The sequence below is a fragment of the Paraniabella hibiscisoli genome, assembly GCF_022512515.1.
GTDB lineage: Bacteria > Bacteroidota > Bacteroidia > Chitinophagales > Chitinophagaceae > Niabella > Niabella hibiscisoli.
Window position 1 is genome coordinate 2,342,521 of record NZ_JAKWBK010000001.1, and the last position, 21,784, is coordinate 2,364,304.

Genomic DNA, 21,784 nt, shown 5'->3' on the forward strand with positions numbered 1-21,784 from the left:
TTCTCGATAGGTTACGTTAAATACCGTTTATAAACAATTTTCTTTTACGTAACTTGCAGTGATCAAAACAAGAGCCTGTCTGTCTTATTCACCGGTTGTAGTCGTGCAGATTAGGTGTTTTTATTGAGTAGCAACGACAGCCGCGGTAAAAATAAAGAGAGCAGCTAAGCTGAGCAACCCAAAATTCTTATATGTTTATCAGTTTTTTATATAATTTTGTTTGAATATATGTTACCTATGATACATCATACATTAAAACAACTAAGAAAGAGTAAAGGAGTTACCCAAACGCAAATGGCTGAGCTGCTGCATAAAAGCCAGAATGCCTATAGTTTACTTGAGTCCGGGCAGTCGAAGATCGATGCAACGTTAATACCGGATATCTGCAGGGTATTTGACATTACACCCAACGAATTCTTTGGCTTTGAGCGTACCGTAAAAACGGAACACAAGCAGGTGGACCTGGTAGAGATCATCCGGCTTTTAAAAGCAGAACTGGATAAGAAGAACGAATTGCTGAAGCTTTCCCTGACAGCCTTGAGTGAAGTAGAGAAAATAACGGAGAAGAATAAAAGCCTGATCAGTTTTCTGAATATCACAAAAAACTACTTATCGTCCCAGGATAGCTGTTAAAGTGCTGAAAATAAAAAAAGTTCCGGAATCCGGAACTTTTTGAGTATCGTTTAAAAGGTAATTATCCTTTGTTGCGCCTTGATCTACATCCTTTTAGCACCTAAATAACGGGCCGCATAATATTTCTCGTCTAAGCCACTTACCGTTACACCGTTGCTGGATGAAGCATGTGCGAATTTATTATTGCCTAAGTACACGCCTACATGCGATACACCACCTCTTGTATTAAAGAAAAGTAAATCACCCGCCTGCAAATAAGCCATAGAAATAAATTGTCCTGCTGCTTTGAATTGCTCCCGCGCAGTTCTGGGAAGATCTATATCAAATGCTTCCTTATACACCTCCCGTACAAAAGCGCTGCAATCAATGCCGCTTTTGGTAGTACCGCCAAAACGGTATTTAGTGCCGTACCATTCATCAATAGCTCCCAAAAGAGTCATACTGGGAAGCATTCCCGGCAACATTTTCAAAAGGGTACCATATTTAGACTGCAAACTGGACGGTGCAAAAAACTTTTGGGCTGCTTCTAACAGACTTTCTTTTGTACTGTTTGATTTGGGCCTGATGCCGTTGATCTCATCCTCTATGGACTGGGCTGATCTTGCAGCAGTTGGTTTAGTTGGGTCTAGCTGGGCAAATGAACTGTTTACAAAAAACAAGCAGATTAACCCTAACACACAAACTCGTAGCATAAACTTAAATCCTTTTTATTGTTTTCATCCTGTTCTTAGAACCGGAATTAATTGTCAATTTTCTGAATCTTATTAAAAACGTCAAAAGGACAATATTATTGTACGATATGCCAATTTTTTTAAAAATAATTAAAGTGCTGTTTATGAATGATTTGCGATTTTTTTGTGCGTTTAGAACCCTGTTTTCGTCGACGGATGTCCCGTTTTTCAGGGTTTAAATTTCCTTTTTGAGTATCCTTTTCCACACTTGCATGTTTTTATTGAGACGAATTGACAATTGTTTAGCGTGCGAACATGCTTTATGATGTGCTTCCGGGTTGATATAAAAATGGTTGGACTGGTACAATAATACCTCAACTTTGTTCACCTACCCGCGTTATTGTAGTTGCTCTGCGGGGCCGATTGTGCATAAACAATTTGGGTAGCAAAAGAAATTTATTGCACATTGCAAGATGAATCCGGGGAAGGCCAGAAAGGCCCGAATTATCTTACGGATCATCACATTTTGACAAGATAGCTGTAATAATTACAGTGTTCAAAAAATACACGGATGAAATTCTCGCATTTACACGTTCACACACAATACTCTTTACTCGATGGTGCGGCTCCCATCGGTAACTTATACAAAAAAGCTATCAAAGACGGAATGCCGGCATTGGCAATCAGTGACCATGGAAACATGTTCGGCGTTTTCCAGTTTGTAGCGGAAGCCTATAAAAATTTGGATGAAAATGGAAAGCCGAAAGTGAAGCGGTGGTTGGCTGCGAATTTTATGTAGTAGAGAATCGCCTGGAGAAAACTTTTACCAAAGACAAAAAAGATAAACGGTATCACCAGATCTTACTCGCCAAGAATGAACAAGGGTATCGCAATCTTACCAAATTAACTTCACTGGGATTTATCGAAGGTTTATATGGTAAATACCCGCGTATCGATAAAGGATTGGTTGTTCAATACCATGAAGGGCTGATTGCCACCACCTGTTGCCTGGGTGCTTCGGTGCCGCAGGCGATATTGAGAAAAGGAGAGGCAGAAGCAGAGCAGGAATTTAAATGGTGGCTAGACCTTTTTGGAGAAGATTTCTATGTGGAGCTGCAACGACACGATATTCCCGACCAGGAGAAGGTAAACGAAGTGCTGATACGGTTTGCCGCAAAATATAAAGTGCCCATTATCGCCAGTAACGACTCGCATTATGTTGACCAGGAAGATGCGAACGCGCATGATATCCTGCTTTGTATTAATACCGGTGAAAAGCAGGCCACACCTAAGTTTAAGGGTGATTTTGGTGATGAAGATGCCAATAGTAAGGGATCCCGTTTTGCATTTGCCAACGACCAGTTTTATTTTAAAACAACGGAGGAAATGACGCATTGTTTCATGATATTCCTGAGGCAATTGATAATACCAATGCTATTGTTGATAAAATTGAGCTGCTGGACCTTAAGCGCAGCATTTTACTTCCTAATTTTCCTATTCCTCCGGAATATAAAACGCACACGCAGGACCAAAAAACTGAGAAAGGCGATACCATGAGCGCAGATTCCCTCAACCAGTGGGAGTTTCTGAAACACCTTACTTATGAAGGGGCAAGGGAGCGCTATGGATTGGCATTTGAAGGTGACGTAAAAGAGCGGATCGATTTTGAGCTGTTTACCATCAAAACCATGGGATTTGCCGGTTACTTCCTTATTGTAAGTGACTTTATTAAAGCCGGCCGGGATAGCGGGGTATTCATCGGGCCGGGTCGTGGTTCTGCTGCCGGTTCAGTGGTGGCTTACTGTATTGGTATTACCAATATTGATCCTATTAAATACAACCTGCTTTTTGAGCGTTTTCTCAATCCTGATCGTAAATCCATGCCGGATATTGATACGGATTTCGATGATGAGGGACGCCAGAAAGTAATAGACTATGTAGTACAGAAATACGGCAAAAGCCAGGTAGCGCAAATCATTACCTACGGTACGATGGCGGCTAAAATGAGTATCAAAGATGTGGCGCGTGTGATGGATCTGCCATTATCAGACTCCAATGCCTTAGCCAAGCTGATACCGGAGAAGCCGGGTATTTCTTTAAAGCGCGTATTACATGCCCCAATGTCTGCTAAAGATGGAGAAAAGTCTTTGTCTGAGAAAGAAGGGCTGGCTTCTGAAGATCTGGATAGTGTAAGAAGAATAAGGGAGATATATAACGGCAGCGATTTACAGGCTAAAGTATTGCATGAGGCGGAGATTCTGGAAGGATCGGTGAGGAATACTGGTATACACGCTGCGGGTATCATCATAGCGCCCAAAGATCTTACCGAATTGTTGCCGGTAAGTACGGCGAAAGATTCCGATTTGTGGGTTACCCAGATAGAGGGTAGCGTGATTGAAGAGGCCGGCGTAATTAAGATGGACTTCCTGGGGCTGAAAACCCTTACCATCATCAAGAATGCGTTGCAGCTAATCAAATTAAATTATGGAATTGAGATAGATATTGACAGCATACCACTGGATGATGAAAAGACCTACCAGCTCTATCAAAAAGGCGAAACCAACGCGACGTTCCAGTTTGAAAGCCCGGGTATGCAGAAGCACTTACGCGATCTGAAGCCCGATAAGTTTGCGGATCTGATTGCGATGAACGCCTTGTATCGCCCGGGCCCGCTGCAGTATATTCCTAACTTCATCAAACGGAAGCACGGGGCGGAGGAAATCTCGTATGACCTCCCTGAAATGGCAGAATACCTGGCGGAGACCTACGGTATCACGGTTTACCAGGAGCAGGTGATGCTGCTAAGCCAGAGCATTGGAGGTTTTAGTAAGGGAGATGCGGACGTATTGCGTAAGGCAATGGGTAAGAAACAAAAGGCAGTTCTTGATAAAATGAAGAAGCAGTTTATCGATGGGGCCGTACAGAAAGGACACCCTGCTGATAAGCTGGAGAAAATATGGACCGACTGGGAAGCCTTTGCCCAGTACGCCTTCAATAAGTCGCACTCTACCTGTTATGCCTTTGTGGCTTACCAGACAGCATATTTAAAAGCACATTATCCTAGTGAATATATGGCGGCCGTTTTAAATAACGCCGGTTCCCTCGAAAAGATCACCTTCTTTATGGAAGAGTGTAAACGCATGACATTGGAAGTATTGGGGCCTGATATCAACGAATCGTTGAAAGGCTTTGCCGTAAATAAAAAGGGAGATCCGCTTTGGCCTGGGCGGACTAAAAGGTGTGGGTGAAGCAGCTGTGGAGAGTATCATTGCTGAACGTGAAAACGGGGCGTACCCCAGCATTTTCGACATGGTAAAGCGGGTGAATCAGCGTACTGTAAATAAGAAAACAATGGAGAGCCTGGCTTATGCCGGAGCTTTCGATTGTTTTACTGACATCCACAGGGCACAGTACTTCTTTACGCCGCCTAATGATAATATGAACGGGCTGGAGAAGATCATTAAATATGGTCAGGTATGCCAAACCCAGTCACAAACCAGTTCAAACACTTTGTTTGGTGACCTGGCGGAGTCGATGGAAATACAGGTGCCCAAAATAGCTGAGTGTGAACCCTGGCCCTTAGTGGTGCAGCTGGATAATGAAAAAGAGGTAACGGGGATTTTTGTAAGTGGGCATCCGCTGGACGATTACCGTTTTGAGATGGAGAACTATGGTATATCGAAGATTGGTTATGTAAACGAATTTAAAGAGGATAAAGAAAAAGTAAACTCCAGCGCTACTTTTAAAATAATGGCCCTGGTGAGTGATGCTCAGCATCGTGTGGCCAAGAGTGGTAATAAATTCGGAAGTTTTGTGATAGAAGACTATAGCGGTAAGCTGGAACTGGTACTTTTTTCAGAAGATTACCTGAAGCATTCAGCGATATTGCAGCTGGGCGCCACAGTTTACATTACCGGCTTTTTCAAACAAAGGTTTAATGGTGATTTCGATTTTAAAATATCCTCTATTTGCCTGGCCGAAAGTGTAAAGAAAAATATGACCAAGAAGCTAACCTTGCAATTGCCTGCCACAGATATTACCGGGACTATGATTGATTTTGTGCAGCAGAATCTCAAATCCAATAAAGGACCTTCGGCTTTGAATTTTAAAATAGTAGATGAAACAGAAAATATCGAAGTAGAATTATTGACCAACGGGAAGGGCTTTGAAATGAACAGCGAGTTGATTAACTTTTTAAATGATAAAGAGAACTGGAAAGTGAAGGTGGAATGTAATTAGGGAGTGGCAAGTAGTGAATGGTGAATAGGAAATGGTGAGTAGGGCGAAGTTACCTGTTCAGCTGTTTTGCGGAACGATAAAAATTTCGATCATTTATGGATGAACTTATAATTCATAAAGCTCAAATTGCAGAGCATGGTTTTTCGGTTATTGAATCCGTTTATACTAATGAAGAAGTCGATGCCGTATTGCAAATCATTGGCAAGGCCGATACATCCAAAGATACTTTTCGCCAATCGAATGATCTTTTCGCGATCCGGCAGTTTTTGAAAGAGCTGCCGGACGTATTGCCTGTTTTACTGAATGGTAGATTAAAGGCGCTGATCAGTAATTTGTTGGGAACGCATTATTTTATTGTCAAAAGTATTTATTTTGACAAGCCCGAAAGCTCTAACTGGTTTGTTGCTTATCACCAGGATCTGACGATCTCGGTTGATCGGAAAACAGATATACCTGGGTTTGGTCCCTGGACGGTAAAGCAGAACCAATTTGCCGTGCAGCCTCCATTATCTATATTGGAAAACAACTTCACCCTCCGTATTCATTTAGATAATACCACTGAAGAGAACGGTGCGCTAAAAGTGGTGCCAGGGTCGCACTTAAAAGGCGTATACCGGCCCGAAACCATCGACTGGACTACGGAAAGAGAAGTTAGTTGTGCTGTTCCTGAAGGAGGAGTAATGATTATGAAGCCACTATTATTACATAGCTCCGGCCGAACGACCAATAACAATAAAAGAAGGGTAGTGCATATTGAATTTTCAGCAACAGAATTGCCGCAAACCTTGCAATGGTCAGAACGTATAAACCTGGATGATTGATCCTTATATTGGCAACAAAAACAACTTCAACTTTTTGATATCCTCTCTTGTTATTATTGCATGAAAAAACAATGAACTGGCAGGAATATGTAGATTATACCCATCAGCTTTTAACTATTGATCCACCACCGCCACCTTACGATAATCCAGATTATCATCATTACACCCTGATGAATGAAACCCGCATGAAGCGTTGGGTGAAAACCAATCCTATTACGGAGGAAACGGCCGATGTTATAAAAGCAATTGATCAACCACAAAATTGGGTGGTGATTACCGAACCCTGGTGTGGGGATGCAGCTCATATTGTGCCCATATTGTACCTGATGAGTTCATTAAACAACAAGATCAGCTTTGAGCTGCAGCTACGGGACAGCGGATCAGAAATTGATCAGTATTTAACCAACGGTTCAAAGTCCATTCCTATTTTAATAGTTAGAGATGAAAAGGGAAACGACCTGTTTCATTGGGGACCGAGACCAAAAGAAGGGCAGGAAATGTACCTGGGACTGGCTGCTCAAAAGGCCGATTTTGAAGTGGTTAAAAATGCTATTCAAACCTATTACAACGCAGATAAATCTTTAAGTACCCAAAAAGAAGTAGTGGCTTTATTGAAGGCGGCGTATAATACACAGTAATTCACCAGCCCCATGCTACCGCAATACGTACACGCACCAGTTTGGAATTGATGTTGGGAATGCATTTAGTAGCAGTTTTTTAACCGCAAAGAAAGGTGGGCGTAAAGGATACGTTGAGGTATAATTCAATTCTGGTGAATTAAATATGGAGTGCCTATTATACCTAACAACTCTGCGATACCTCTTTTCTCCTCTTCTTAACGGTTAAATATTTTAACTGTAGAGCATAGTGGTATTACTGTGTCATATATGTTTATTGTGCGTAATGCTTCTGGCCGTATTTTTAAACCTATATTTACGAGGCAAGGTTGAGAAAATGAAAAAAATATTAAAACGTACAGGAAGGGTGTTATTATATATTGTTTTATTGTTGATCATCTATGTAGTGGCGGCGCTGTTAATACCTTTTATTCCGGTTAATAAAAATAAGGACTATCAATCACCCAATGATCTGACGATTTACATCATGTCGAATGGAGTTCATACCGATATTGTAGTGCCTGTAAAAACAGAGTGGGTTGACTGGACCAATTATATAAGTTATGCGGATACAGATCTTAAAGACACTACTTACTCCTACGTAGGCATTGGCTGGGGCGATAAAGGTTTTTACCTGCAAACACCCACCTGGGCTGACCTGAAATTTTCAACCGCCTTCAAGGCAATGACGGGTTTAAGCAGTTCGGCCATTCACGCCACTTTTTATCAGAGTATTGTTCCCGATTCTACCACGGTGGCCATTAATATCAGTAAAGAAGATTATAAAGACATGGTAGCGTTTATTACGAAAAGCTTTGACTTTAATAAGGGGGAAGACCGTCCCAATTCCAAGTGTGAATGACGGGTATGGGAATATGGATGCGTTTTATGAAGCAAAAGGATCTTATAACCTATTTTATACCTGCAATACCTGGAGCAATAATGCGTTAAAAGCCGCCCATCAAAAAGCAGCGCTGTGGACGCTGCTTGATAAAGGTATTTTCAGGCATTACCGGTAAGTTGTGCGCAACAGCGGTAATGGTTACTGTGTATTCAATTCTAATATGCGGCTGGTACGCTCTCTCACTTTTGCCAGTAATTCCGGGTTATCTTCCAGCTGCTGACCATAAGAGGGGATCATTGTTTTTAAACGATCAACATTATCACCCGCTCTATCGGGGAAGCACTGATACAATAACCGCAACATGATTGATACCGCGGTAGAAGCGCCGGGAGAGGCGCCTAATAAAGCCGATATAGTTCCATCTGCTGAAGTAACAATCTCTGTTCCAAACTGCAGGGTAGGACCGTTTTCGGGATCGTTTTGAATCACCTGCACCCTTTGACCGGCTTCCTGCAGCTTCCAGTCTGCATTTTGAGCTTCAGGATAAAATTGTTTCAATACACTCATCCTGTCGTCAAAGGATAAACTTAACTGCCTGATCAGGTATTTTTCCAGGTCGATATTTTTGATACCCACTTTGATGAGCGGGAAAATATTCCAGTATTTCACGGTTCCGAAAAGATCCCAGTAAGAACCTTCTTTCAGGAATTTGGTGGAAAAAGTGGCAAAAGGACCAAACAGGATCGCTTTTTCACCATCAATGATACGCGCGTCGAGGTGAGGGACACTCATTGGGGGAGCGCCTACTTCGGCCTGGCCGTATACTTTGGCGCTATGTTTTGCACTGATCGCCGGATTCTTACATACCAGCCACTGGCCGCCTACGGGGAAGCCACCATATTTTTACCTTCCGGTATATCCGATTTCTGTAGTAATTCTAATGAGCCTCCACCTGCACCGATGAACACGAATTTTGCCAGTACATTATATTTTTTACCCGAACTCAGGTCTTTAACTTTGATCAGCCAGCGACTATCTTTTTGCTGCTTTAGCTTTTTTACTTCGTGATGTAGGTGCAATTCAGCCTTACCCGTCTTTTGCAATGAATTCACTAATGCTCCCGTAATAGCGCCGAAATTTACGTCGGTACCTAATGTAGAATAGGTAGCCGCAATTTTTTCAGTGTTGTCCCTGCCGTCGGTAACGAGTGGGGCCCATTGTTGTATTATATTAGGATCTTCGGCGTATTGCATCTCCTTAAATAAGATGCTTTTTTGCAATGCTTTGAACCTTTTCTTCAAATAGGTTACATCTTTATCGCCGCGGACAAAACTCATGTGTGGGGTAGAGCGGATAAAATCTTTTGGATTGGCCAGCCTTTCCTGTTCAATTAAGTAAGCCCAAAACTGTTTGGACACTTCAAACTGCTCCATAATAGAGCGGGCTTTGTCCGTATGTACTACTCCTTTAGCGTCCTCAGGTGTATAATTAAGCTCACATAAAGCTGCGTGTCCGGTGCCGGCGTTATTCCAGGCATCAGAGGCTTCTTCTGCAACATCTTTCAATCTTTCAAAAATATGGATCGATTTGTCCGGTGCCAGCTGGTTGATTAACATACCTAAAGTAGCGCTCATGATTCCACCGCCAATAAGGGCTACATCCGTTTCAATTGTTTCTTTCATCCGTATTTCGTGTTTTAAGTTATCGGACGGCTGCCGCTTGGCAAACCAGAAACGCTGCGGTACTATAAAGAATTATAACACGCATCGTTTTTTGCGAAATGCGGCGCGAAAATAATACGAATTGTCCAGCATACCTAAAGGAATACTGGATTAAATTAAAATCTAAAGCGGTTTTTGACGAAAAACTGACACAGAATTAGAAAATGATTAGAAATGTTAATATTAAATTAATATTATATGGATTGGGAGACTTTGCGCTAATCCTCAATCATTTCACTCAACTCCAACCAGCGCATTTCTTTTTCATCCAAAAGACCCGATATTTCGCCGATACGGTTAGATAGCTGCTGTAGTTCTTCGTAAGGAAGGTTTGCGTCATTTAGTTGAGTGGTGATCTTTTCCTTTTCTTTGGTCAGATCTTCCATTTCTTTCTGCAATAACTCAAACTCACGTTTTTCTTTAAAAGAAACTTTTTCTTTTCAACAGGAGTTGCTTGCTGAGGCGCAACTGTTGGCTTTACTGTCAACTGTGCACTTTCGCCTGCCATCTTCTTTTTATCTTCCTGCAGGCGATATTGTGTGTAGTTGCCAGGGAAATCGCTGATGACCCCTTCACCTTCAAATACCAGCAAATGATCTACCAGGCGATCCATAAAATAACGGTCGTGGCTTACGATCAGCAAACAGCCCGGGTATTCCATTAAGAAGTTTTCCAGTACACCTAGTGTAGGCAGATCCAGGTCGTTGGTCGGCTCATCCAGGATCAGGAAGTTGGGATTGCGAAACAGGATAGAAAGCAGGTGTAGCCTGCGTTTTTCGCCCCCGCTTAGCTTGCTGATGTAAGTGTATTGTTTATCAGGATTGAAAAGAAACAATTCGAGGAACTGGGCAGCGCTCAGTGTTCCACCCTTAGCCAACGGAAAGTGTTCTGCAATATCTTTTACGAACTCGATCACCCGCATATCGGTTTTAACCTGTAATCCCTGCTGTGAGTAATTGCCGAATATGATCGTATCGCCGATATTAACCTTTCCGCTGTCAGGCTCCTGCAAGCCTTGTAAAATATTTAAAAAGGTAGATTTACCTGCTCCGTTCTTGCCAATGACACCCACCCGCTCACCTTTGCTAAAGGTATAATCAAAGCCTTCCAGTATTTTTTTGTCTCCGTAAGCTTTGTATAGCTTTTTCAGTTCTACTACTTTACCTCCCAGGCGGTTCATCTTCATCTGCAGTTCCACCTGCTCATTGGTTACCTGCTGTTTAGCTTTTTTTCTACGTCGTTGAAACTGTCCTGGCGGCTTTTCGACTTGGTGGTGCGGGCTTTGGGTTGTTTACGCATCCACTCCAGCTCGCGCCGGTAGAGGTTTTTAGCTTTGTCGATGCTCGCGAGGTCATTTTCGATACGTGCGGCTTTTTCTCCAGGTAGTTTTCGTAATCGCCTTTGTGAACGTAAAGGTTGCTACCCTCCATTTCCCATATCTCTTCACTCACAGCATCTAAAAAATAGCGGTCGTGGGTTACCAGTAGTAAGGTTACTTTTTCTTTATTTAAAAAATGCTCCAGCCATTCTACCATTTCCACATCCAGGTGGTTGGTAGGCTCATCCATGATCAGCAACACGTGCTTATGCTCAAAGCCAATATCAATAAGGGTTTTGGCGAGAGCAACCCGCTTTTTCTGTCCGCCGCTCAGGTTTTTTACCACCGCGTCCAGGTGGTGTATTTTTAGCTTGCCGAATATCTGCTTTACTTTGGAATCGAAATCCCAGGCATTCAGTTCATCCATGCGTCCAAGCGCGTCAGCTATTTTATCTACATCTTCGGCTTCACTGGCCGATTCGTAATCTTTAATTGCGGTAATTATCGGATTGTCATGAAAAAAACGTTGTCAGAGATCGTTTTTTCCAGATCCAGGTCGGGTTCCTGCTCAAATAATACTACATCTACATCTTTGCTGATCCATAGTTTGCCTTTGTCGGGCGTTTCTTTACCAGCGAGAATTTTTAATAAGGTGGATTTACCTGTACCATTGCGTGCTACCAGGGCTATCTTATCGCCTTCTTCTATATGAAAAGAAATATCAGAGAACAGGGGCTGTATGCCATAACTTTTTCTAAACCTTCCGCAGAAACATAATGCATGGCGCAAAAGTAAGTAAGATGCACAGTTACTGCGCTATTTTCAGCAGAATGTCTGATTGGTCATCAGCAGGGTGTCGTAAATCTACCCCTATTGCACGGATTTAAGTACAGTAACTATTGCTGTATACAAAGTGATTATATAGACTTTAGAAGTCCGCCATCTACTGGAATGCTGGTGCCGGTAACATAAGCGGCCTGTTCTGAAGCCAGAAATGTGATTACATTGGCTAATTCTGCCGCGGTTCCCAATCTTTGCAGAGGAATATCAGTAATAGCTTTTTCTTTAATTGCCTGGGTAGTTGCGTTTGTGGCTTCGGCCTGTGCCTCAAAAAGTTCTGTTAGCCTTTCTGTGTCGAAGTTCCCGGTGAGGATATTGTTAACCGTGATATGGTGTTTCCCCAGATCGCGCGAAAGCGTTTTACCCCATGCCACTACTGCAGCCCTGATGGTATTGGATAAAGCCAGGCTATCTACCGGTTCTTTGGTTGTTCTTGAAGTCAGGTTAATGATCCGCCCAAAACCCTGTTCCTTCATGTGTTTCACCGCCAATGCTGTAGTGTGTTGTACGGTTTGAAATAAAAGATCAAAGGCTGCCTGGTAATCTGCCCCTGTCTTTTCAAGCACCGTACCTGCTTTGGGACCATTGGTATTGTTTATAAGAATGTCCACGGTGTGATTACTGAAATAGGCCTCAATAATTTGCTTATAGTTAGTAAGGTCGGCAAAATCTACTACCAGGTACCCGTGCTGTTGTCCTTCAGCAGCAGGAAGCCTGGCTATAAGGGTGCGAAGTTTTTCTTCATTACGCGCCATTAGGGTAACCGTTGCTCCACTGGCGGCTAATTGCCAGGCTATCGCATAACCAAGGCCCTGGCTGGCGCCACCAACCAGGGCTGTTTTATTTTTGAGTGAAATGATCATGAGAAATTTAAAATATTGACTGTAGAATAGGAAATGATGACTGAATTATTCAATGCGTCTTTTTGTTTCCCTTTTTACATTTACAGGCTTCCTTTCTTTTTCAGCTCTGCAAAGAAATCGTCGAGGTTAATGCCCAGCGATTTTTCAAAAGCAGCTTTCATGTCTTCCGGCTGCGGATGTTTATGCTTCCAGGTTCTGAAATATTCCTGGAAGGCTGCATCTATTTTATCGCGGCCAAACATCTGCTCCAGTTCATATAACCAGATCGAAGCCTTTATATAGGAAATGAGTCCATACTCCTCCGATGTTTTAAAATCAGCTGCAGGTTGGTCCATCTCCGCCTCCATTGGTATGGATGAAAGGGCCCTGTAAGCGGTTTTCTGAAATTCGTCCAGTGGTAATTGTTTCATCTGTGGAGGCATCTGGTCACGGAAAATAGAATTATACCTGTATTTTTCTGCCTCATACCTAAACTGGTAATAAGTGTTTAAGCCCTCGTCCTGCCAGGTATGCAGGCGCTCATTGCTTCCCAGCATGCTCATAAACCAGTTATGACCAATTTCATGGGCGATTACACCATCCAGGTACTCTTTGCTTGCATCGGGTACCGTAATAATCGTGATCATCGGGTATTCCATACCACCGCTTGAGTTGTTTTTAGGCCCTTCAAAAACCTGAACCGTAGGATAGTCATATTCACCTATTTTCTCGCTGTAATACCGGGTGCCGTCTTTGGCATAATCGATGCTGTTATTCCAGATCGTATTAGGTTTGTTTTTGTAGTAAGTAAACGCATCTACAATTTTACCCGAACGCAACTTCAGGGTGTCGTATTGTATCACCACCCCTTTTTCAGCGAACCAGGCAAAGTCGGGTACATTTTCTGCATGATAAGTCAATGTTTTATTGCCCGCTTTTCCTTTATACAATTCGGGTGTACCGGTACGGTTGGCGGTATTTTTAGAACCAATGGTTTTATATTGGTTTAGCTCATCTTTATTTTGTAACACACCACTCGCGCCTACAACGTATTCGCCGGGAAGCGTAATATTTACCTTGTAATTAGCATATTCACTGTAGTATTCTCCCATGCTTAGGTAAGGAAACTCGTGCCAGCCGTTTTTGTCGAATACAGCGGGTTTAGGATACCACTGGGTAGCCATGTATTGTCCATCGGCATAACCAGACCGTGAGAAATAGGAGGGGAGTTTTACCAGGAAATCAGTAGAAATGGTGGTGGATTCGCCGGGCTTCAGTGCTTTCGGCAATACTACTTTTATGATATCTATATAATTGGGATTGCTATGTGGTGCTGTTTTGGCCACTTTCCCGTCTACTTTAAAATTCAAACCATCAATTTCTCCACGGGTGACTTTGGTCAAATCTTCTTCAGAGGTTGGATCATTCTTAAGCTGCTGAAATAACGCGGTGCTATCATTTTTATAAGCATTGGGCCAGATGTGAAACCAGATGAAATCCAGTGACTCGGGAGAGTTGTTTTTATACACGATAGTGACATTGCCTTTCAGCGCATTGCTTTTGTCGTCCAGTGCCACGTCAATTTTATAATCCAGGTGCTGTTGCCAGTAACCGTTCTGCGCAAAAATGGTAGTTGTTAAAGTTAGCAAAAGGGATAGGGATAATAATCTCACCATACATAATAATTTTTTGAAAGATAAGGAGAAAATCGAAAGCTGCGACATTAGCAACAGCCTAATGCAAACAGCTGTCTGCCGTTAAGGGTTTTGTAAAAAAGCTAAAAAAAGAAAAATACGAGCGCTGATATAGGGGTATAAGTCTACTTGACTGTATTTCATTTATGCAGCGATCGTCGCACCATTTAAAACAAAAAATAAAAATCATGAAAACAATAATTCAAAATTTTACTTTATTGGTGTTTAGTCTGTTATCAGCACATTTTTGCGAGGCCGGGGATTTTGAATTGGTAAAGGCGGGGCAGAATATTGCTCTTTACGAAAGATGGGTAAAACATAACGGCAATACGGTAAGGGAGTTGAAAGCCGATTTTATGGTAAAAGCAGCATCAGCAGAAGCAGTGGTAGCGTTGTTGAAGAATCCATCTAAAGGGCCGAGATGGAACACCAATGCCAGGAATTATAAAATTGCCTATACCAGCAACGATGCCGTTTGGCTAACTTATGTAAGGTATAAAATTCCCTGGCCTATGGATGATCAGGACTGTAGCCTGAAGTATTCCTTTAACAAAAGCGATTTAAACAATCCTGTTTGCAATATTTATTTCGAAGGCATCTATACCGAAAAGTTCCCGGTGTTAAAGAATGTAACACGCATAACCGGCACCAAAGGAAAATGGATGGTTGAAAAAGCAAAGGATGGGAACGCGAAAATTACCTACCAGATTGTGACGGACAAAAGTGCCAGTGTGCCACGCTGGGTGTCAGATCCCATTATCCACGATAATCTTTTCAAAACAATTACCGAGTTCAGGAAGCTGCTGGAGCAACCTTCCTGATTAAAAATAGTATTGGTGGAGTCAACTGAACCGGCAGGAGGTAGCGATAAAGCTTATCTCCTAGCCGGTTGTTTATTTACGAAGAGGCTTACCAGGATGAGACCTGCCGCAAAGCCGCCCACATGCGCTGCATAAGCTACGCCGCTGCCTTCGCGGCCCATGGCGCCCCATCCTTCAATTAATTGGAGAGCAATCCACAATCCCAATGCAATAAAAGCGTTAACCCTGAAAACAAAGGGGATGAAAAATATGCGGATCTTATTCTTGGGAAATAATAATAGGTAGCCTCCCAACACCCCGGCAATAGCTCCTGACGCTCCTACACAGGGCGTATACAGACCGGTATTGGAATAAGCTGAAATGGCTACATGCGCAACGGTTGCGAGGATGCCGCATAAAAGGTAAAAAATAAGGTATTTTCTGTGGCCCATTACATTTTCCAGGTTATCGCCGAATATCAGCAGGTAGAGCATATTGCCTATAATATGCCCGAAGCCACCGTGCATAAACATAGATGTAATAATAGTGCCGTAAATGGGTATAGGAGTAGCCCTCAGGCCGCCACCTACTATATCGCGGTTGGATAAAATCTCTTCCGGTACGGCAGCGTAGCTTGCCAGGAAAGCTTCGTTGTGCCCAGGCCCTGGGCAAAAACAAATACAACTATATTAATAGCTATTAAAAGATAGTTGATGTAAGGAGTAAGCACCCGTCCTGAATTGTCATCTCCAATAGGAATCATAAGCGTTGAATTTTTATGAAGTTGTTGTATTAAAGCCTATCAAAAAACCTGCCGTCTAACGTCTTAGCGAGGTTCCCCAGATTAAAATACACAGCATTACCACTAGTAAAATAATAAATGCGGGCTTCCAGGTTTCCCAAAAACTTTTCCCGCCAATTCTTCCTCTTTTTGCTGAAGTATTTCGATATAATTACTTTGAATGGTTTGCAGCTTTTTAAGATAGTCGCTCTGCGCGGTAGTTGGTATGGCCATCGTCAACTGCAGCAGTTCTTTTACGATGGCGTCATTAATGCCCGGTTCATTAAAATCATTCAGCAGGTTAACTCTTTCCTCGGTTAGTAGCAGGTCCAGTTCTTCTTTAATGCCGATTTTATTCATGCGGTAAATATCCATGCGGTGTATTTTGTCACTGGCCGATAATACCAGCTTCAACAGGTCTTCGGGCGTTCTTACCGGCTGTTCAAATAATTGACCGTTGGCTTTACTCAACCATCGCTCCTGCAGGTATTGATCTTTTTTACCCGGATTGGAAAGCGTTTCATAGGCTTCCTTAATTAATTCAAAATAGGCTAATGCTGATTGATTTTCGGGGTTTTTATCAGGATGGTATTGATGCGCCAACCTGCGGTACGCCGATTTTATTTCAGCCAGGTCGGCTGACTGGGGAATTTGTAGTATCTGATAATAATCAATAGCCATTGATGCGGCAAAATATGTTAATTATTTAAATAACAGGCAGGTATAGGTTAGGTTCATTTTTCTGTTCCTGTGCTGCGGATACATCTGAATACATTTTCTGTTATCACTTATTAAAAAATGTAAAATAAATCATAAAACCATAACGGCTATCAATTTTGGCAGCCTGCATACAACTTAATTGATGATTCCACGTCATATAAACAGAAGCGCAACTTCTGCAATTATTAAAAAAAATTACAATAAAATGAAACGATTTATCAACTCTTTAGGTATTGGACTGATGCTTGCTTTTGCAATGCTGCTGTCTAAACCTGTTGATGCGCAGCCGAGGGGAGGGGTGAGTATCAATTTTCAAACTTTCTACGATGAATTGAGCCCCTACGGAGAATGGATCGACTATCCGGAGTACGGGTATACCTGGAGGCCGCGTGTGGGATCTGATTTCCGCCCTTACTCTTCCAATGGATCCTGGGCCTATACGGCCGATAACGACTGGATGTGGAACTCAGGGTATGATTGGGGGTGGGCGCCTTTCCATTATGGCCGCTGGTTCCAGGATCCTTACTATGGATGGCTTTGGGTACCGGGTTATGAGTGGTCTCCGGCCTGGGTGAGCTGGCGTGGTGGTGGCGACTATTATGGTTGGGCGCCTATCCGTCCGGGAATCAGCATCAATATTGGGTTCGGCGGTTACAATCCTCCGTATGATTACTGGACTTTTGCACCCTGCCGTTATATGACCTCGATACACATAGGTCGCTATTTTTATCCTTATCGTAATAACGTAACCATCTTTAACCGCACTACCATCATTAATAATTATAATTATGGTCCGCGCGGCGGGGGGAACTACAGAGGTGGCAGAAATACTTATTACACCAATGGACCCCGCAGAGGAGATGTGGAAAGGTATACCGGTCGTATTAATGCGGTAACGGTTCGTAACTCAGAAAGACCCGGCAGAGCTACCGTTTCAAGAAATGCCGTTTCCGTTTACCGTCCAAGTGTTAGCAGAAGTGACAACCGTTCAACCTATGCTCCGCGTGATGTACAACGTTATGACAGGAACAGTGTTGCCAGCAGGGGGACTGACAGAAGCGGGGAAGGACAGCCGATGTTCGCAACACCCAGAGAGATAATGACTCAAGAGATTACAGGGTAAACTCAGCTCCCCGCCGGGAGGATGCTGTAAGAACTGACAGAAACACTGAAAATCGCGAGGCTGCTACCAGGCAGGAATCCTCCCGCAGGTTTGGAAATGATGCAGACAGGAATAGCCAGCGTAACGAGCAAATGATACAAAGAAATAATGAAGCCAGGGATCGCCAGCCACAGATGCAACGTTCACAGGAGAACAGATCGTCTATAGATCGTTCAGCAGAAATGAGGCAACGTAGTGAGGCTGCGCAGCAACAACGCTCCAATGAGATGAGACAACGTAATGAAGCAGCACAACAGCAGCGTTCGTCAGAGATGAGACAACAACGTGAAGCGAGTGCTCAGCGTGAAAGTCAGGCCAGAATGGAGTCTCAGCAGAGGTCAGTACAACAAAGGCAAATGGAGAGCAGGAGCAGGGAAGTACAGGTGCAAAGACAGGAGTCAGCTCCCAGAGTAGAACGCCAGGCTCCAAGCAGAAGTTTTGAAAGCCGCAGTTCCAGCCCTTCCCGCTCAATGAGCAGCGGCGGTGAAAGAAGCAGCCGTGGTGGTGGAGAAAGCCGTGGAAGAGGCCGATAAAAATGGGTGAGGTTTAGTTTTTTATATATTTAAAGTTTGCAAAACAGCTCCGGTTTTCCGGGGCTGTTTTTGTTTTGGGATGGTGTAGTAAACGATTGTGGCTTAGAGTGGGCTGATTTGCGTTGATGGTTTTACATCGATTGAAATATAGACTTTCCACAAATGCTGTGCTTTTAGTCTATTTTAGCACCTTATGAGCTATTCAATGATACAAACCATGCGATGGTATGGTGATAACGATGCTGTTTCGTTAAGTGATATACGCCAGTCTGGCGCTACCGGGATCGTCACTGCTTTACACCATATTCCTGTTGGAGCTATATGGACTCCCGAAGAAATTATTAAAAGAAAAGAAACTATTGAAGCCGCAGGATTAACCTGGGAAGTAGTGGAAAGCCTGCCGGTGCACGAGGATATTAAAAAGGGCAGTGGGAATTATACCGAGTGGATAGAGAACTATAAAGAGAGTTTAAAAAATCTTGCAGCCAATGGTATAAAAGTGGTTACTTATAATTTTATGCCGGTACTGGATTGGGTAAGAACCAATCTTGATTATCCTACTGAAACCGGTGCTTTATGTTTAAGATTTGGATGGAAAGAGTTTATAGCTTTTGATGTATATATTTTAAAGCGCTCCGGAGCGGAAGACGACTATAACGAGAACGATTTAAGAAAAGCCAAGGAGTTTTTTGATAACCTCAGTATCAGTGAAATTGATACGCTTAAAACCTCCTGCTTAATGGGGCTACCGGGCTCCGATGGTTTATTCACTACGGAGCAGGTATTGGATCTGCTGGATGAATATGGCAACATAACTGCCGAACAGCTACAACAAAATCTTTTTCATTCTTAAATGCAATTACACCAACGGCAGAAGAAGCAGGTGTGCAACTGGCGATACACCCCGATGATCCTCCATATCCTATATTGGGGCTGCCCCGTGTAATGAGCACCGCGTCGCATATCGAAGCATTAATCAATAATGTACCCTCTAAAAATGCAGGGCTTTGTTTTTGTACAGGGTCCTATAGCGCCCGCAAGGACAATGATTTGCTGGATATGATCAAAAGATTTGGAGACAGGGTTTATTTCCTGCATTTGCGTAGCACTGACAGGGACGAAGAGGGCAATTTTTTCGAGGCCAATCACCTGGAAGGGAATGGTAATATTGTTTCCATTATTCAATATGTAAGTCAGCTGCAAAAAGACCAGCAGCGCCGTATTCCTATGCGCCCCGATCATGGCCACCAGATGCTGGATGACCTGCAGAAGAAAACTTACCCGGGCTATTCAGCAATCGGAAGGTTAAAGGGCCTTGCAGAAATAAGAGGAGTAGAAGCCGCTATCCAACAATTACAATTATAAGCCGTCGAAGATAATATACAAAATGCCAGCGATTGACCGCTGGCATTTTTAATTACCATATATTGGATTTTAGTTAATGTAAGCCGGGTGTGCGATATAATGCTCGTTTCTCTGATTTTTAGCTTAATAGTAGGTGGAAAGCCTGGCTTCGCTCACATAATTGTATGGATTTAACTGTATTCTCGTGTGTTTTTATTTATTATTTAAAATATTAATATTTAAAAATTGTTAAAATATTACATAACTTTGACTATGATTTTTACATGAGGAGTTGATGATTTCATACAGCGAGAAAATATTATTAGATAAAAGTAGTCAGGGAGATGAAGAGGCCTTTAGCCATTTGTTTCTACAAAAAAGGACCGTCTCTATAGTTTCTTACTAAGGTTTTCACAATCCCCGAAGTGGTAGAAGACATTATCCAGGATGTATTCTTAAAACTGTGGTCAAGTAAAGAGCAGCTAACTTCGATAGAAAATCTGGATGCTTACCTGGTAACGCTTTCTAAAAATCAATTAATCAATTTAATCCGTCGCCGGGCGAAAGAATCGGATATCCTGGCTATTTTAGGCAGGGAAGGCCAGCGACACGAAATAAATAATGCGACGGAGAATTTAACGCTGACCGAGACAAAGGAAAAGCTTTCCGCAACCATTGAAAAGTTACCTCATCAGCAAAAAGTAGCCTTTTACCTGAGCCGGCAGGCTAATCTTAAACACGAGGATATCGCATCAATTATGCAGATCTCCAAAAATACGGTACGAAATCACATTATCCAGGCTATGCGTACACTGAAAAAGAGCCTCACCTCCTTACTGGTATCCGTTGCGATACATTTTTTTATTTTTTTAGGATGCACTAGTTCTCCGGCAATATTTGTTTGTCTTTAATAGTAACTGGATATAATACCAGAACTATGAAGCATTTATCTTATTATAAAAGTTTGATCCACAAATGGGGACGTCAATTAATTTCCGAAGAGGAAAAGGGCGAACTTTTTACCTGGATCAATGAAACGGCTACTGATGATGAACTTTTAGACATCATGCAGCATGAATATACCCTGGAAGGTATGGATAGTAGTGTGATGCCTGTAGATATGCAGGAACGCATTATGAAGCGTGTATTCAAGGCAAATGATCGCAAGGTAAAGACTGGCTCACGGTTTTGGAGTAAAAGAATATACTGGGCTGCTGCTGCTGTTTTTGTAATGGCTATTGCAGGGTATATTGCCTTAGTGCAACCATCCGCGAAGCCGGCGGCCAATATTGTCGCGGATATACCTGCCCCCGTTCTCAACAGGGCAGTAATTACCATGGGTAATGGTAATACGTTTTATGTAGACAGTATCGGGGAGGGACAAGCCCTTCATGTACCAGGTGGAGTTTTGCAAAAAAATGAGGATGGGCAGCTGGAGTATACAATAGATAAACAAGCTGCCGCTGCCGGCACCATGCTCAGTACCTTGTCGAACCCTAAAGGTAGTCAGGTACTACACGTTAAACTTACGGATGGCTCCATAGTTTGGTTAAATGCGGGTTCCAGCATCACTTATCCTGTTGTATTTAACGAATCCTCCCGCAAAGTCTCTATGAGCGGCGAAGCATATTTCGATATTGCTCATGATAAGAGAAGACCTTTTATCGTATCCAAGAAAGGAGTAGTAAATATAGAAGTGTTAGGCACCCGTTTCAATGTGGCTGCCTATCAGCAGCAGGCCAGAGTAACCCTGCTGGAAGGATCAGTAAAAATTTCAGCAGATTCGTTACAGTCGCAGAACGGGAAATTTAAAATGCTGAAGCCCGGCCAGCAGGCGGTTGTAAGCAAAGAAGAAATTCAGCTTACAGGTACTGATGTAGCACAGCAGGTGGCATGGAAGGATGGTTTCTTTAGTTTCAAGGATGACAATCTTTCATCTGTACTCGGCCAGTTGGCTGTATGGTACGACCTGGAGATTGTTTATAATAAATCAGATGATAAACGTTTGTTCAACGGGGAACTGTCAAGAAGCCTAAGCCTGAAACAGGTACTGGCTGTTTTAGAAGAATCAAATGTATCATTCAAAATAGAAGGCAAAAAGCTAATTGTAGCGCCTTAATAAAAAACCGCTCCGGCTGGACCCCGAAGCGGATGATGTTTAGTGTACATAAGAACTCTGTCGAATCTCTTATTATTTAACCAAA

Annotated in this window: 24 protein-coding genes and 2 pseudogenes; 15 read left to right on the forward strand and 11 right to left on the reverse strand. The window is 42.7% G+C overall.

Features of this window, described 5'->3' with window-relative positions; genetic code table 11:
• Positions 1–237: 237 nt before the first annotated feature.
• A complete protein-coding gene (locus MKP07_RS14845) occupies positions 238–633 on the forward strand; it encodes a helix-turn-helix domain-containing protein (protein WP_240847892.1) in 396 nt (131 codons plus the stop codon).
• Positions 634–716: 83 nt separating this feature from the next.
• On the opposite strand, the gene MKP07_RS14850 is transcribed toward MKP07_RS14845, so the two are convergent.
• Positions 717–1,325 (reverse strand): C40 family peptidase, encoded by a 609-nt coding sequence (locus MKP07_RS14850; protein WP_240847893.1) that lies wholly within the window; start codon positions 1,323–1,325, stop codon positions 717–719.
• A gap of 550 nt (positions 1,326–1,875) precedes the next feature.
• Here MKP07_RS14850 and MKP07_RS38605 point away from each other — a divergent pair.
• The 8 genes from MKP07_RS38605 to MKP07_RS38620 all read left to right on the forward strand — a co-directional run bounded on the left by MKP07_RS38605 (position 1,876) and on the right by MKP07_RS38620 (position 8,000).
• Positions 1,876–2,103 carry a PHP domain-containing protein gene (locus MKP07_RS38605; protein WP_262919311.1) on the forward strand — a complete coding sequence of 76 codons (228 nt, stop codon included), beginning with the start codon at positions 1,876–1,878 and terminating at the stop codon, positions 2,101–2,103.
• Positions 2,079–2,861 (forward strand): PHP domain-containing protein, encoded by a 783-nt coding sequence (locus tag MKP07_RS41185; protein WP_317235824.1) that lies wholly within the window; start codon positions 2,079–2,081, stop codon positions 2,859–2,861. Before MKP07_RS38605 ends, MKP07_RS41185 begins: the two co-directional genes overlap by 25 nt.
• Positions 2,753–4,552 (forward strand): DNA polymerase III subunit alpha, encoded by a 1,800-nt coding sequence (locus MKP07_RS14860; RefSeq protein ID WP_240850846.1) that lies wholly within the window; start codon positions 2,753–2,755, stop codon positions 4,550–4,552. The genes MKP07_RS41185 and MKP07_RS14860 overlap by 109 nt, the downstream gene beginning before the upstream one ends.
• Positions 4,545–5,543 carry a helix-hairpin-helix domain-containing protein gene (locus tag MKP07_RS14865; protein WP_240847894.1) on the forward strand — a complete coding sequence of 333 codons (999 nt, stop codon included), beginning with the start codon at positions 4,545–4,547 and terminating at the stop codon, positions 5,541–5,543. The genes MKP07_RS14860 and MKP07_RS14865 overlap by 8 nt, the downstream gene beginning before the upstream one ends.
• Positions 5,544–5,638: 95 nt before the next feature.
• The gene (locus tag MKP07_RS14870; protein WP_240847895.1) at positions 5,639–6,364 is read left to right on the forward strand and encodes a phytanoyl-CoA dioxygenase family protein; all 726 of its coding nucleotides are present in this window, start codon (positions 5,639–5,641) and stop codon (positions 6,362–6,364) included.
• A 71-nt stretch (positions 6,365–6,435) separates the two neighbouring features.
• Positions 6,436–7,002 (forward strand): thioredoxin family protein, encoded by a 567-nt coding sequence (locus tag MKP07_RS14875; protein ID WP_240847896.1) that lies wholly within the window; start codon positions 6,436–6,438, stop codon positions 7,000–7,002.
• A 316-nt stretch (positions 7,003–7,318) separates the two neighbouring features.
• Positions 7,319–7,843 (forward strand): DUF2459 domain-containing protein, encoded by a 525-nt coding sequence (locus MKP07_RS38615; RefSeq protein ID WP_262919313.1) that lies wholly within the window; start codon positions 7,319–7,321, stop codon positions 7,841–7,843.
• Positions 7,836–8,000, forward strand: a complete 165-nt coding sequence (locus MKP07_RS38620) for a DUF2459 domain-containing protein (RefSeq protein ID WP_317235825.1) — start codon at positions 7,836–7,838, stop codon at positions 7,998–8,000. The genes MKP07_RS38615 and MKP07_RS38620 overlap by 8 nt, the downstream gene beginning before the upstream one ends.
• 23 nt (positions 8,001–8,023) lie before the next feature.
• Here MKP07_RS38620 and mqo read toward each other — a convergent pair.
• From mqo to MKP07_RS14920, 7 genes and pseudogenes are all read right to left on the reverse strand, one after another.
• Positions 8,024–9,507, reverse strand: a pseudogene (mqo, locus tag MKP07_RS42555) (malate dehydrogenase (quinone)).
• 257 nt (positions 9,508–9,764) lie between these two features.
• Complete coding sequence (locus MKP07_RS14895) at positions 9,765–9,944, reverse strand: ABC transporter C-terminal domain-containing protein (RefSeq protein ID WP_240847898.1); 180 nt, start codon at positions 9,942–9,944, stop codon at positions 9,765–9,767.
• On the reverse strand, positions 9,920–10,744 hold the full coding sequence (locus MKP07_RS14900; RefSeq protein WP_240847899.1) for an ATP-binding cassette domain-containing protein: 825 nt from the start codon (positions 10,742–10,744) through the stop codon (positions 9,920–9,922). The genes MKP07_RS14895 and MKP07_RS14900 overlap by 25 nt, the downstream gene beginning before the upstream one ends.
• A 34-nt stretch (positions 10,745–10,778) precedes the next feature.
• Entirely contained in the window at positions 10,779–11,291 is a 513-nt protein-coding gene (locus MKP07_RS14905; protein ID WP_240847900.1) for an ATP-binding cassette domain-containing protein, read from the reverse strand.
• Between the two features lie 74 nt (positions 11,292–11,365).
• Positions 11,366–11,653, reverse strand: coding sequence for an ATP-binding cassette domain-containing protein (locus MKP07_RS14910; protein ID WP_240847901.1), 288 nt, complete (start codon positions 11,651–11,653; stop codon positions 11,366–11,368).
• 128 nt (positions 11,654–11,781) lie between these two features.
• Positions 11,782–12,567, reverse strand: a complete 786-nt coding sequence (locus MKP07_RS14915; RefSeq protein ID WP_240847902.1) for an SDR family oxidoreductase — start codon at positions 12,565–12,567, stop codon at positions 11,782–11,784.
• 80 nt (positions 12,568–12,647) lie between these two features.
• Positions 12,648–14,222: a M1 family metallopeptidase gene (locus MKP07_RS14920; protein WP_240847903.1), complete on the reverse strand. Its 1,575-nt coding sequence runs from the start codon at positions 14,220–14,222 to the stop codon at positions 12,648–12,650.
• A 206-nt stretch (positions 14,223–14,428) separates the two neighbouring features.
• Here MKP07_RS14920 and MKP07_RS14925 point away from each other — a divergent pair, with 206 nt between their 5' ends.
• Entirely contained in the window at positions 14,429–15,061 is a 633-nt protein-coding gene (locus MKP07_RS14925; RefSeq protein ID WP_240847904.1) for an START domain-containing protein, read from the forward strand.
• 53 nt (positions 15,062–15,114) lie between these two features.
• On the opposite strand, the gene MKP07_RS14930 is transcribed toward MKP07_RS14925, so the two are convergent.
• The 3 genes from MKP07_RS14930 to MKP07_RS14940 all read right to left on the reverse strand — a co-directional run bounded on the left by MKP07_RS14930 (position 15,115) and on the right by MKP07_RS14940 (position 16,502).
• On the reverse strand, positions 15,115–15,567 hold the full coding sequence (locus MKP07_RS14930) for a rhomboid family intramembrane serine protease (protein ID WP_240847905.1): 453 nt from the start codon (positions 15,565–15,567) through the stop codon (positions 15,115–15,117).
• A 62-nt stretch (positions 15,568–15,629) separates the two neighbouring features.
• Positions 15,630–15,803: a hypothetical protein gene (locus MKP07_RS14935; RefSeq protein ID WP_240847906.1), complete on the reverse strand. Its 174-nt coding sequence runs from the start codon at positions 15,801–15,803 to the stop codon at positions 15,630–15,632.
• 102 nt (positions 15,804–15,905) lie between these two features.
• A complete protein-coding gene (locus MKP07_RS14940) occupies positions 15,906–16,502 on the reverse strand; it encodes a J domain-containing protein (protein WP_240847907.1) in 597 nt (198 codons plus the stop codon).
• Between the two features lie 244 nt (positions 16,503–16,746).
• On the opposite strand from MKP07_RS14940, the gene MKP07_RS14945 reads away from it, so the two are divergent.
• The 5 genes and pseudogenes from MKP07_RS14945 (at position 16,747) to MKP07_RS14965 (ending at position 21,699) form a co-directional block, all read left to right on the forward strand.
• The gene (locus tag MKP07_RS14945) at positions 16,747–17,664 is read left to right on the forward strand and encodes a DUF6600 domain-containing protein (RefSeq protein ID WP_240847908.1); all 918 of its coding nucleotides are present in this window, start codon (positions 16,747–16,749) and stop codon (positions 17,662–17,664) included.
• Between the two features lie 131 nt (positions 17,665–17,795).
• A complete protein-coding gene (locus MKP07_RS14950) occupies positions 17,796–18,236 on the forward strand; it encodes a hypothetical protein (RefSeq protein ID WP_240847909.1) in 441 nt (146 codons plus the stop codon).
• A gap of 217 nt (positions 18,237–18,453) precedes the next feature.
• Positions 18,454–19,601 (forward strand): annotated as a pseudogene (uxuA, locus tag MKP07_RS14955) (mannonate dehydratase).
• Positions 19,602–20,005: 404 nt separating this feature from the next.
• Complete coding sequence (locus MKP07_RS14960) at positions 20,006–20,491, forward strand: sigma-70 family RNA polymerase sigma factor (protein ID WP_240847910.1); 486 nt, start codon at positions 20,006–20,008, stop codon at positions 20,489–20,491.
• Positions 20,492–20,517: 26 nt separating this feature from the next.
• Positions 20,518–21,699: a FecR family protein gene (locus MKP07_RS14965; RefSeq protein ID WP_240847911.1), complete on the forward strand. Its 1,182-nt coding sequence runs from the start codon at positions 20,518–20,520 to the stop codon at positions 21,697–21,699.
• The last annotated feature ends 85 nt before the right edge of the window (positions 21,700–21,784 follow it).